This window comes from Ectopseudomonas chengduensis (assembly GCF_900102635.1).
Classification (GTDB): Bacteria; Pseudomonadota; Gammaproteobacteria; order Pseudomonadales; family Pseudomonadaceae; genus Aquipseudomonas; species Aquipseudomonas chengduensis.
Map to the genome: position 1 here is coordinate 795,654 of NZ_FMZQ01000001.1, position 11,868 is coordinate 807,521.

The window sequence follows — 11,868 nt, forward strand, 5'->3', positions numbered from 1 at the left end:
GAAAAGCGTGCCGCGTTTCCGTGGGTAGTGGGTAGGGTGGGCTTCAGCCCACCAACGCTAACCGCTGTTGGTGGGCTGAAGCGGGACGCCGCCCGGCCCACCCTACGGACTGCCGGAGTTCGCTAGCGCCGCTCGTTTCTACATAAAGCCGGCATGCGGTTCAGAAAAGGTCGATCGGATCGACATCCAGCGACCAGCGTACCGCACGGCCGCTAGGCATCTGTTCCAGTGCATGCAACCAGCGGTTGAGCAGCCGGTGCAGTGGCGCGCGGGCATTGCCCTGCAGCAGCAGTTGCGCGCGGAAGCGCCCGGCGCGGCGTTCCATCGGTGCGGGCACCGGTCCGAGCAGTTCGATGCCGGTCAGACCCAGTTCGCCCAGCAAATGTTCGGCCTCGCTGCAGGCCTCATCGAGAAAACTCTCGGCCTGGCCAGGCTTGTGCGCTTCGGCGCGCAGCAACGCCAAGTGGCAGAATGGTGGCAGACCGGCACTGCGGCGTTCGCTCAGCGCCTGTTCGGCGAAGGCGAAGTAGCCTTGCTCGGTCAGTTGCACCAGCAGCGGATGGTCGGCCAGGTGGCTCTGGATGATCACCTTGCCCGGTTCCTCGGCGCGGCCAGCGCGACCGGCAACCTGCACGATCAACTGCGCCATGCGCTCGCTGGCGCGAAAGTCGGCGGAGAACAGGCCGCCGTCAGCGTCGAGGATCGACACCAGCGTCACCCGCGGGAAGTGGTGACCTTTGGCGAGCATCTGGGTGCCGACCAGGATGCACGGCTCGCCCTTGTTGATGGTGGCGAACAGGCGATCCATGGCGCCCTTGCGCGAGGTGCTGTCGCGGTCGACGCGCAGCACCGGGTAGTCGGGAAACAGCAGCGCCAGGCGCTCTTCGGCGCGTTCGGTGCCGGCGCCGACCGGGCGCAGGTCGACGTGTTGGCATTTTGGACAATTGCTCGGCTGCTTCTCGACGTGGCCGCAGTGATGGCAGCGCAGTTCCTGGTAGCGCTGGTGCACGGTCATGCGTGCGTCGCAGCGTGGGCATTCGGACAGCCAGCCGCAGTCGTGGCAGAGCAGGGTCGGGGCGAAGCCGCGGCGGTTGAGAAACACCAGCACCTGCTGGCCGGCGGCGAGTGTCTGGGTGATGGCCTGCTGCATCGGGCCGGAGATGCCCGAGTCCAGTGGCCGGCTCTTCACATCCAGGCGCAGAAAGCGCGGCTGGCTGGCGCCGCCGGCGCGCTGTGTCAGCTTGAGCAGGGCATAGCGGCCGGTGTAGGCGTTGTGCAGGCTTTCCAGCGAGGGTGTGGCCGAGCCGAGGACGATGGGCACGTCTTCCTGGCGGGCGCGCACCAGCGCCAGGTCGCGGGCGTGGTAGCGCAGACCTTCCTGCTGTTTATAGGAGGCGTCGTGTTCTTCGTCGACGATGATCAGCCCCGGGTTCTTCATTGGCGTGAACAGCGCCGAGCGCGTGCCGATGATGATGTCGGCCTCGCCATCGCGTGCCGCCAACCAAGCGTCGAGGCGCTCGCGGTCGTTCACCGCCGAATGCAGCAGAGCGATGCGCGCGTTGAAGCGGCGGGCGAAACGGTCGAAGGTCTGCGGCCCGAGGTTGATCTCGGGGATCAGCACCAGCGCCTGCTTGCCGGCCTCCAGGCATTGGTGGATCAGTTGCAGGTAGACCTCGGTCTTGCCGCTGCCGGTGACGCCCGCCAGTAGAAAGGCGTTGAACTGGTCCCAGCCTGACGCCACGGCATTCACCGCGGCGCGTTGCTCGGCATTCAGCGGCAATTCCGGTTGTGCCAGCCAGTGCGCCGGCTTGGCATGCGGCTGGGTGCGGCGCACCTCGACCCGTACCAGCCCCTTCTCATGCAGCAATTGCAGGCTGTCGCGGTTGAGTTGCAGCTGGCTGAGCAGGCTGTGGGCCACGCCGTGCGGGTGTTGCGCCAGTGCCTTGAGGGCGTCGCGCTGGCGTGGTGCGCGGGCCAGGCGTGGGTCGTCGACGCTGGCGCCTTTGTTGGCCAGCCAGTAACGCTCCTGGCGGGTTTCGGCGGGCTCGCCCTGGCGCAGCAACACGGGCAAGGCCCAGCTCAGGGTGTCGCCGAGGCTGTGCTGGTAGTACTGCGCCGTCCACAGGCACAGCTTGAACAGCGACGCCGGCAGCGGTGGGCGGGCGTCGAGCAATTCCAGGGCGGGCTTGAGCTTGTCCGTCGGGACGTCGCTCTGGCTGTCGACTTCCACCAGCACGCCGATCATCTCGCGCCGGCCGAAGGGCACGCGCAGGCGTGCGCCTGGCTGCAAGGCGCTGCGCGACACGCCGGCGGGGGCGAGGTAGTCGAACAGGCGGCGCAGCGGCGAGGGCAGGGCGAGGCGCAGGATCAGGTTGGGCAAGCCAGAAGCTCCATTGACAGGCCGGCGATCTTAACACGCGACGACCGGCGCCTTGCGTGGCTTGCATCGGTCTGCGTCTCTGGTAAGATGCGCGGCCTATTTCTGTGCGGTGCCTGACATTGGTCGGGTGGCGGCACGACTACCCCGAGGAAAGCACGATGAAAGCCGATATCCATCCGAACTACGTCGAAATCGACGCTACCTGCTCCTGCGGTAACGTGATCAAGACCCGCTCCACCCTGGGCAAGAACCTGAGCCTCGACGTTTGCTCCGAGTGCCACCCGTTCTACACCGGTAAGCAGAAAGTGCTGGACACCGGCGGCCGTATCGATCGCTTCAAGCAGCGCTTCGGCGTATTCGGCGCCAAGTAAGCGACCGAACGAAAACGGAATCTGGCATGCGCCACTCCGTGATACTGAAAAAGGCGTCCCTGGTGGGCGCCTTTTTCGTTTCTCTGCTTTGTGTCGATCTGGCTCAGGCCTTCTGTCCGTTACGCGCAGATCTGGTTCAGGTTGCGGTGCGCCAGGTGGTCGATGGCGACACCGTGCGCCTGGCCGATGGGCGCAGCATTCGCCTGATCGGCATCAACGCACCTGAGCTGGGGCGCAAGGGACGCAGTGACGAGCCCTTCGCCGTGCAGTCCAAACGTCGCCTGCAGGCACTGGTCGATGCCAGTGATGGGCGTGTCGGCCTGCTCTACGGCGAGCAGCGCAAGGACCGTTACGGTCGTACCCTGGCCCACCTTTACGACCGTCAGGGGCGTAATCTGGAAGCGCAGTTGCTAGGTGAAGGCCTTGGGTTCATGGTCGCCGTGGCGCCCAATAGCGTACTCGTGAGTTGTCAGGCACAGGCCGAGCGCCAGGCTCGGCGTCAACGTCTGGGTGTGTGGCGCACCGAGCAAGTGAAGACGGCTGGCCAACTAAAGAGTGGCGGCTTCGCCTTGCTCAGCGGGCGGGTTGCAGGCGTGCAACGCAATCGCGGTGGCCTCTGGATCGATCTCGATGGTGGTCGGGTATTGCGCGTGGCGCCTGAGCTGCTCGGCGAGTTCGACGTGCGCGCGTTGCAGCGGCTCGAAGGGCAACGGGTGGAGGCGCGGGGCTGGGTCATCGATCGCCAGAGTCGCGGTGGCTTGAAGTCCGGGCAGGCGCGCTGGATGCTGCCGCTTACTCATTCGGCGATGCTGGAGGTGTTGCCATGATGCGTGCATTGATGTTGTGCCTGATCTGCAGCTGGCTGGCAGGTTGCGCGGTCAATCCTGCCACGGGTCGCAACGACTTCGTGATGATGAGTGAGCGCCAGGAGCTGGAGCTCGGGGCGCGCTACAACCAGGAAATCCTCAAGCAATACCCGCGCTATGAGGACGCCAAACTGCAGGCTTATATTCAGCGCGTCGGCGAGCGGGTAGCACGCAGCAGCCATCGCAATCAGCTCAACTACGTTTTCACCCTGGTGGACAGCCCGGACGTCAACGCCTTCGCCTTGCCGGGGGGCTACATCTATATCCATCGTGGCCTGCTCGCTTATCTGAATTCCGAGGCGGAGCTGGCTGCTGTACTGGGTCACGAAGTGGGTCACGTCACGGCCCGCCATAGTGTGCGCCAGCAAAGTCAGTCCACGGCCTGGGGCTTGCTCGGGCAGGCTGCGGCTATCGGTACTGGTGTCGGCGCAGTGGGGGATCTGACCAGCGCCATGGGTAATGCGTTCGTGCGCGGCTACGGGCGCGACATGGAGTTGGAGGCCGATGGTCTGGGCGCGCAATACCTGGCGCGTGGTGGCTACGATCCGCAGGCGATGATCGAAGTGGTCAAGGTGCTCAAGGCGCAGGAAGATTTCGCCCGCGAGCAGGCAGCCAAGCGCGGCGAAGCGCCCGCGGCGGGTGGCTACCACGGCTTGTTCGACACCCACCCGGACAATGATCGTCGTCTGCAGGAGGTGATCGGTCCTGCGCGTGCGCTGGTGGGCGGCAATCAGGAAGTGGGCCGCGACAATTTCCTGCAGATGCTCGACGGCCTGGTGTTCGGCGATTCGGCCGCCAGCGGTATTCGCCGTGGGCGCAATTTCTATCACGGCGAGCTGGACTTCACCCTGACCTACCCGCAGGGCTGGCAACTGGTCAATCGCCCCGATGTGCTGATCGGCCACACCCCGGATGAGCAGGCTTTCATCGCCATGACCCTGGAGACGGCGGACAAGCGTCTGTCGCCCGCCGAATTTCTGCGCCAACGCGTCGGCAACCAGCGTCTGGTGGCCGGCGAGGAGCTGCGCCTTGGTGCGTTGCAGGGCTATACGGCGGTGTTGCAGGGGCAGTCGGCGCGTCGCGTGGCGGTAATCTATCGCGGCGACAACGCTTACCTTTTCGTGGCAGCGGTGAAAGGACGTGCCTCGCTGGAAACCGAGGATCAACGTTTCCTTGAGGTTATCCGCAGTTACCGGCCGCTCAAGGCGGCCGAACGCAAGCTGGCCGAGCCAGTGCGCCTGCACCTGGTAAGGGCGAAGGCAGGGCAGAGTATCTCCGCTTTGGCCAAGAATTCGCCGCTGCCAGTCGATGGCGAGGCGCAGTTGCGTCTGCTCAACGGGCTCTACCCAAGCGGTGAGCCGCGGCCTGGCGAGTGGTTGAAAACGCTGCGCTAGCGCGGCGCTTCAATCGCGACCGAACGGTCTTGTGCAGGTGTATACAACTTGCGTATCCTCGGCCGCCTGCCCGTTCAACAGCCAACAAAAGCGGAAATGCCACTATGTCAGATCTAAAAACTGCCGCTCTCGAATATCACGCCCAGCCCCGCCCCGGTAAGCTGAGCGTCGAGTTGACCAAAGCCACTGCTACTGCCCGCGACCTGTCGCTGGCCTACAGTCCGGGTGTCGCTGAGCCGGTTCGCGAAATCGCTCGTGATGCCGAGCTGGCCTACCGTTACACCGGTAAAGGCAACCTGGTAGCCGTTATTTCCGATGGCACCGCCATCCTCGGCCTGGGTAACCTCGGCCCGCTGGCCTCCAAGCCGGTGATGGAAGGTAAAGGCGTGCTGTTCAAGCGTTTCGCTGGTATCGATGTGTTCGATATCGAAGTCGATTCGGAAAGCCCGCAGGCCTTCATCGACACCGTCAAGCGCATCTCCATCACCTTCGGCGGCATCAACTTGGAAGATATCAAGGCCCCCGAGTGCTTCGAGATCGAGCGCGCGCTGATCGAGCAGTGCGACATTCCGGTATTCCACGATGACCAGCACGGCACTGCGATCGTCACCGCTGCCGGCATGCTCAACGCCCTGGAAATCGCCGGCAAGACCCTGGAAGAGGCGAAGATCGTCTGCCTGGGTGCCGGTGCTGCCGCCATCTCCTGCATGAAGCTGCTGGTGAGCATGGGGGCCAAGGTCGAGAACATCTTCATGATCGATCGCAAGGGCGTGATTCACGCTGGCCGCGATGATCTGAACCAGTACAAGGCTGTGTTCGCTCACGAGACCGATCGTCGCACTCTGTCCGATGCGCTAGACGGCGCGGATGTGTTCGTCGGTCTGTCCGGCGCCAACCTGCTGAGCCCGGAAGATCTCCAGCGCATGGCGGCCAACCCGATCGTCTTCGCCTGCTCCAACCCGGACCCGGAAATCAAGCCGGAGCTGGCGCACGAGACGCGCAACGACGTGATCATGGCTACCGGTCGTTCCGACTACCCGAACCAGGTCAACAACGTACTGGGTTTCCCCTTCATCTTCCGCGGTGCTCTGGACGTGCGCGCTACTCGCATCAACGAAGAAATGAAGATCGCCGCCGCCCTGGCGCTGCGTGACCTGGCCAAGTTGCCGGTACCGCAGGAAGTCTGCGACGCCTACGGCGGTATCGAACTGTCGTTCGGTCGCGAGTACATCATTCCGAAGCCGATGGACCAGCGTCTGATCACCGTGGTTTGCGATGCCGTGGCCAAGGCTGCCATCGAATCCGGTGTGGCGACCCTGCCCTATCCGAAGCACTATCCGCTGAAATCGGTGGATGAAGTGTTCAACGGCTGATCGGCCGAGCAATAAAAAACCCGCTTCGGCGGGTTTTTTATTGTCTGTGATTCGGCTCAAGGCGACGCTTGCTGTCGCCTGAGCCTTATCCTAGAACAAGTCGATCGGCGCCATCTCGTCGGCCGGTAGCGGGCTGCCAGGAACACCCATGCCAGGTTCGAACTCACTCATCGGAGGGGGCGAGTCTTCACTCTTGAACAGTTCGAAATAGGCGTCCGGTGTGCCGGGTGCGGCAGCGCGGCCACTGATCGGGTCGACGCGCAGCGTCAGTAGCCCCTTGGGTTCCTTGGGCAGATGGTTGGGGCGATCCTTGAGTACTGCGCCCATGTAGTTCATCCAGATCGGCAGCGCGACAGTGCCGCCGTACTCATGGCGGCCCAGGCTCTCCGGCTGGTCGAAGCCGGCCCAGACGGTGGTTACGTAATCGGCGTTGTAGCCAGAGAACCAGCTGTCCTTGGACTCGTTGGTGGTGCCGGTCTTGCCGGCCAGGTCATTGCGGCCAAGGGCGAGAGCACGTCGGCCGGTACCGCGCTTGATCACGTCCTGCAGCATGCTGGTCATGATGTAGGCGGTGCGCTCGTCGATGATCTGTTCGGCTACCTTGGGTTCTTCCAGGGGCAGATCGTCGGCCGCGTTAACCGTCAGGTTGGCATTCTCCTCGGTCGGTGCGCTGCCTGGCACGCGGGCCGGATTGGCGCGGAACAGCGGCTTGCCGTTGCGGTCATCAATGCGTTCGATCAGGTACGGCTCGATCTTGTAACCGCCATTGGCGAAGGCGGCCCAGCCCTCAGCGATTTCCATGGGGGTCAGGCTGGCAGTGCCGAGTGCCAGTGACAGGTTACGCGGCAGATCCTGCGGGGCGAAGCCGAAGCGCTCGATATAGCGCAAGCTACGGTCGATGCCCATGTCCTGCAGCAGGCGGATGGAAACCAGGTTGCGCGACTTGTACAACGCTTCACGCATGCGAATCGGGCCGAGGAAGGTGTTGTTGTCGTTCTTCGGGCGCCACTTCTGCGACAGGTAGTCGTCGGAGAGGATGATCGGCGCATCGTTGACCAGCGTCGCTGCGGTGTAGCCGCTATCGAGAGCCGCGCTATAGATGAAGGGCTTGAAGCTCGAGCCCGGCTGGCGCTTGGCCTGCACGGCACGGTTGTAGTTGCTCTGATCGAATGAGAACCCACCGACCAGTGACTGAATGGCGCCGCTGTATGGGTCGAGGGAGACCAACGCGCTCTGCGCAGCGGGGACTTGGGTGAAACGCAGGCTGCCATCCTCCTGGCGCTGCACGCGAACGATATCGCCGACCTGGGTGACATCGCCGGGCTGCTGCGGCCGCGGTCCGAGGCTGTTGGTGTTGAGGAAAGGACGTGCCCATTTCATGCTGTCCCACGACACCGCTTGTTCTTCGCCGTTACGGGTCAGTACCAGAATGCCGCTTTTCTCTACCTGGCTAACCACTGCTGGCTCCAGGCCACCGATGCTGCGGAACTTGGCCAGTTCGGTCAGCCAGGTTTCGCGGGTCATGCCCGGCAGGCGACTCTCAGGGCCGCGATAGCCGTGGCGCTGGTCATAGGCGATCAGTCCGTCACGCAGGGCGGTGTTGGCCACTTCCTGCAAATGACTAGGCACGGTGGTGGTGACATTGAAGCCCTCGGTATAAGCCTCGCTGCCATAGCGTCCGACCATTTCCGCACGTGCCATCTCGGCTATATAAGGAGCGCTCAATTCTGGTGTGGGAACGTGATAACGCGCATCGACTACCTCGGCAAGCGCTTCCTCGTAGCTAGCCTGATCGATACGGCCCAGGCGATACAGGCGGCCGAGAATCCAGTCGCGGCGCTCTTTGGCGCGGGTCGGGTTGACCAGCGGGTTGTAGCGCGAGGGAGCTTTCGGTAGGCCGGCGATCATGGCCATCTGTGCCAGGTTCAGGTCACGGATCGATTTGCCGTAGTACACCTGTGCGGCAGCTTCGATGCCGTAGGCGCGGTGGCCGAGGTAGATCTTGTTGACGTAGAGCTCGAGAATCTCGTCCTTGCTCAGCTCGCGCTCAATCTGCAAGGCCAGAAGAATTTCGGTGGCCTTGCGCGAGAAACTGCGCTCGCTGGTGAGGAAGAAGTTCTTCGCTACCTGCATGGTGATGGTGCTGCCACCGCTCTGAATCTGGCCACTTTTCAATAATTGCGTGGCAGCGCGCATCAGGCTGGTCACATCGACGCCATAATGATTGGCGAAATTATCGTCTTCGGCAGCCAGCAAAGCGCTGATGAATTCCTTGGGGATTTCGTCGAAGCGAATGGGCGAGCGGCGCATCTCGCCGAACTCGGCGATCAGCTTGGCGTCGCTGCTGTAGACGCGCAGAGGAATCTGCAGCTGTACCTGGCGCAGCGACTCGACGGAAGGAAGGGTCGGGCTAAGATAAAGAAACGCGCCGCTGAAACTGAGCAACAGCCCACAAAAAACGGCAACGCAAGACCACCAGATGAACTTCAGCAGGCGTATCAAAATGTTCGGAATTCCAAGTAAAAGAATGAGTTAAGCAGGAGCCGAGGCTAAAAGGGAAAAGCTGATCACATTATAAGCGTTTTTTTTCCCGGGGAGCCATTTGCGCTTCTGTCAAGACTGATATTTAATGTGGAAAAACATAAATAGTCCGTAAGTCGCGGATGCCAATAGGAAAACGGTCGTGCTAGGGCTCTTCACTAAGAAAGCGAATACGCTGCTGGGGATCGATATCAGCTCGACTTCGGTCAAGCTCCTCGAACTGAGTCGCTCGGGAAGCCGCTACAAGGTAGAGGCTTATTCAGTCGAGCCGCTTCCGCCTAACGCAGTGGTAGAGAAGAACATCGCCGAGCTGGAGGGGGTCGGTCAGGCGCTCTCTCGCGTATTGGCCAAGGCCAAGAGCGGCGTCAAGACGGCCGCGGTTGCTGTGGCGGGTTCGGCTGTCATCACCAAGACCATCGAAATGGAAGCGGGTCTTTCCGAGGACGACTTGGAAAACCAGCTGAAGATCGAGGCCGATCAATACATTCCTTACCCTCTGGAAGAAGTCGCCATCGATTTCGAAGTGCAGGGGCCGGCGCCGCGTAACCCCGAGCGGGTAGAGGTGCTGCTGGCTGCATGCCGCAAGGAGAACGTGGAAGTCCGCGAGGCAGCCCTCGCGCTCGCAGGACTTACCGCGAAAGTGGTCGATGTCGAGGCCTATGCCCTCGAACGCGCTTACGGCCTGCTGGAGGCGCAGCTGGGTGGTGGTCACGATGAGTTGACCGTCGCGGTGGTGGATATTGGCGCGACGATGACCACGCTCAGTGTTCTGCACAATGGCCGCACCATCTACACCCGCGAGCAGCTTTTCGGCGGCAAGCAACTGACCGAGGAAATCCAGCGCCGCTACGGCCTGTCGGTCGAGGAAGCTGGTCTTGCCAAGAAGCAAGGTGGTCTTCCAGATGACTACGACAGTGAGGTTTTGCAACCGTTCAAAGAAGCTGTCGTTCAGCAGGTTTCGCGTTCGCTGCAGTTCTTCTTCGCCGCCGGGCAATTCAATGATGTCGACTACATCCTCCTGGCCGGCGGTACCGCGTCCATTCCTGATCTCGATCGGCTGATCCAGCAGAAGATCGGTACGCAGACGCTAGTGGCCAATCCCTTTGCCGATATGGCGCTGAGCAGCAAGGTCAACGCCGGTGCGCTGGCCAGTGATGCGCCGGCACTGATGATTGCCTGTGGTCTGGCGATGAGGAGTTTCGACTGATGGCGCGGATTAACCTACTTCCCTGGCGTGAACAGCTGCGCGAGGAGCGCAAGCAGCGGTTTCTGGTAAGCCTTGTCGGTGTCCTCGTTGTGGCAGCTGGTTTGGTGTTTCTGGGTGATCAATTTCTCAGTGCGGCAATCAGTAACCAGAATGCGCGAAATGACTTCATCAAGAAGGAGATCGCAGTTCTCGATGCGCGTATCAAGGAAATCAGTGAGTTGAGAACGCGTCGCCAGCAATTGTTGGAACGCATGAAGATCATTCAAGACTTGCAGGGTAACCGGCCAATTATCGGTCGTGTGTTCGACCAGTTGGTGAGAACGCTGCCGGACGGTGTGTATTTCACCAATGTGAAAATGGCGGGTAAGAGCATTGCCATTATTGGTGCGGCTGAATCGAATAATCGCGTCTCGAATCTGATGCGTAACTTGGATGGTTCTGAGTGGTTAACCGCTCCCAATCTGACTGAAGTCAAAGCCGTTACTGCGGGGGCTTTGGATCAGGCGAATGTGTTTCAGTTGACGGTGCAGCAGACACAGCCTGATCAAGAAAAAGCGGAGGCGGTGCAATGAGTATTAAAGATTCCTTGGACAGCCTGCGCAGCATTGATATCAATGATCTTGATTTGAACAATGTTGGGTCTTGGCCTAGTGCGGTCAAATTCATTGCGGCCCTGCTACTGCTTATTATCGTTCTGGCGTTGGGCTACAACTTTCACCTCAAGGATCTGCAAAGCATGCTCGAGCAGCGTCAGCGAGAAGAGGTGACGCTGAAGGAGCAGTTCTCCAGCAAAGCTTTTCAGGCGGCGAACCTTGAGGCCTACAAGGAGCAGATGCAGGAGATGGAAGTATCCTTTGGCGCTCTTTTGCGTCAGTTGCCAAGCGATACCGAAGTTCCGGGTTTGCTGGAAGATATTACCCGTACCGGTTTGGGTAGTGGCTTGGAGTTTGAAGAGATCAAGCTGTTGCCGGAAGTGGCTCAGCAGTTCTATATCGAATTGCCGATCCAGATCAAAGTTACCGGCGGTTATCACGACCTTGCGACCTTCGTCAGTGGTGTTGCCAGCCTGCCGCGTATCGTCACCTTGCATGACTTCCAGTTGGCACCCGTCAGTGCTGAAAGCTCCAGTCGCCTGAACATGCAGATCATGGCCAAGACCTATCGCTACAATGATAAGGGGGCTCAACAATGAGTTTCTCTCGTTTGGTTCTGGTGGCGGGGTTTTCTCTTCTGGCCGGGTGCGGCGTCGGTGGTGATTTTTCCGATTTGCGTATCTATATGGATGAAGTGCGCGCAAAGCCTAAAGGCGCTATTGAGCCGCTGCCGACTTTTCAGCCATATGAAAGCTTCACCTATCGTGCTGCGTCTTTACGTAGCCCGTTTCAGCCCCCGGTTAAAATCGATGTCGTCACCCGACAAAAAGGGGCGCCAGAGATCAAGCCTGATGAAAGTCGTGTCAAGCAATTCCTCGAAGGGTTCAACATCGAAACATTCGAGATGGTTGGCACGTTGAGAAACGATCACCAGTTATTCGCTCTGGTTAACGGTGCGGGTGGTGTTCATCGTGTAAAAGTAGGCGACTTTCTTGGGCGTAACCACGGCAAGATTCTCGTGATCGATGACTCCAAGATAGATGTTATGGAAATTGTCCCAGATGGCGAAGGTGGCTGGCTTGAGCGACCACGCAGCCTTTCCTTGAAGGAGCGCTCCTGACGGGGCGGGGTGAGAAATGAATA

The 11,868-nt window shown here is 60.9% G+C and carries 10 protein-coding genes; 8 read left to right on the forward strand and 2 right to left on the reverse strand.

From position 1 onward, the window contains the following. Window positions 1-160: 160 nt before the first annotated feature. Window positions 161-2,380 carry a primosomal protein N' gene (locus BLS08_RS03645; protein WP_017678534.1) on the reverse strand — a complete coding sequence of 740 codons (2,220 nt, stop codon included), beginning with the start codon at window positions 2,378-2,380 and terminating at the stop codon, window positions 161-163. A gap of 158 nt (window positions 2,381-2,538) precedes the next feature. Here BLS08_RS03645 and rpmE point away from each other — a divergent pair, with 158 nt between their 5' ends. From rpmE to BLS08_RS03665, 4 genes are all read left to right on the forward strand, one after another. Continuing rightward, window positions 2,539-2,751, forward strand: a complete 213-nt coding sequence (gene rpmE, locus BLS08_RS03650; protein WP_003459015.1) for a 50S ribosomal protein L31 — start codon at window positions 2,539-2,541, stop codon at window positions 2,749-2,751. 26 nt (window positions 2,752-2,777) lie between these two features. Continuing rightward, a complete protein-coding gene (locus tag BLS08_RS03655) occupies window positions 2,778-3,578 on the forward strand; it encodes a thermonuclease family protein (protein ID WP_055984360.1) in 801 nt (266 codons plus the stop codon). Next, window positions 3,575-5,011 carry a M48 family metalloprotease gene (locus BLS08_RS03660; RefSeq protein ID WP_017678536.1) on the forward strand — a complete coding sequence of 479 codons (1,437 nt, stop codon included), beginning with the start codon at window positions 3,575-3,577 and terminating at the stop codon, window positions 5,009-5,011. The genes BLS08_RS03655 and BLS08_RS03660 overlap by 4 nt, the downstream gene beginning before the upstream one ends. 104 nt (window positions 5,012-5,115) lie before the next feature. Next, window positions 5,116-6,384, forward strand: a complete 1,269-nt coding sequence (locus BLS08_RS03665) for a malic enzyme-like NAD(P)-binding protein (RefSeq protein ID WP_017678537.1) — start codon at window positions 5,116-5,118, stop codon at window positions 6,382-6,384. A gap of 90 nt (window positions 6,385-6,474) precedes the next feature. Here BLS08_RS03665 and BLS08_RS03670 read toward each other — a convergent pair whose 3' ends face one another. Beyond that, window positions 6,475-8,886 (reverse strand): penicillin-binding protein 1A, encoded by a 2,412-nt coding sequence (locus tag BLS08_RS03670; protein ID WP_017678538.1) that lies wholly within the window; start codon window positions 8,884-8,886, stop codon window positions 6,475-6,477. A 181-nt stretch (window positions 8,887-9,067) separates the two neighbouring features. On the opposite strand from BLS08_RS03670, the gene BLS08_RS03675 reads away from it, so the two are divergent. The 4 genes from BLS08_RS03675 to pilP are packed head-to-tail and all read left to right on the forward strand — an operon-like array spanning window position 9,068 to window position 11,845. Next, window positions 9,068-10,132 (forward strand): pilus assembly protein PilM, encoded by a 1,065-nt coding sequence (locus BLS08_RS03675; RefSeq protein ID WP_017678539.1) that lies wholly within the window; start codon window positions 9,068-9,070, stop codon window positions 10,130-10,132. Beyond that, a complete protein-coding gene (gene pilN, locus BLS08_RS03680) occupies window positions 10,132-10,704 on the forward strand; it encodes a type 4a pilus biogenesis protein PilN (RefSeq protein ID WP_017678540.1) in 573 nt (190 codons plus the stop codon). The genes BLS08_RS03675 and pilN overlap by 1 nt, the downstream gene beginning before the upstream one ends. Beyond that, window positions 10,701-11,324 (forward strand): type 4a pilus biogenesis protein PilO, encoded by a 624-nt coding sequence (gene pilO, locus BLS08_RS03685; RefSeq protein ID WP_017678541.1) that lies wholly within the window; start codon window positions 10,701-10,703, stop codon window positions 11,322-11,324. Before pilN ends, pilO begins: the two co-directional genes overlap by 4 nt. Next, window positions 11,321-11,845 (forward strand): type 4a pilus biogenesis lipoprotein PilP, encoded by a 525-nt coding sequence (pilP, locus tag BLS08_RS03690; RefSeq protein WP_017678542.1) that lies wholly within the window; start codon window positions 11,321-11,323, stop codon window positions 11,843-11,845. The genes pilO and pilP overlap by 4 nt, the downstream gene beginning before the upstream one ends. Window positions 11,846-11,868: the final 23 nt, after the last annotated feature.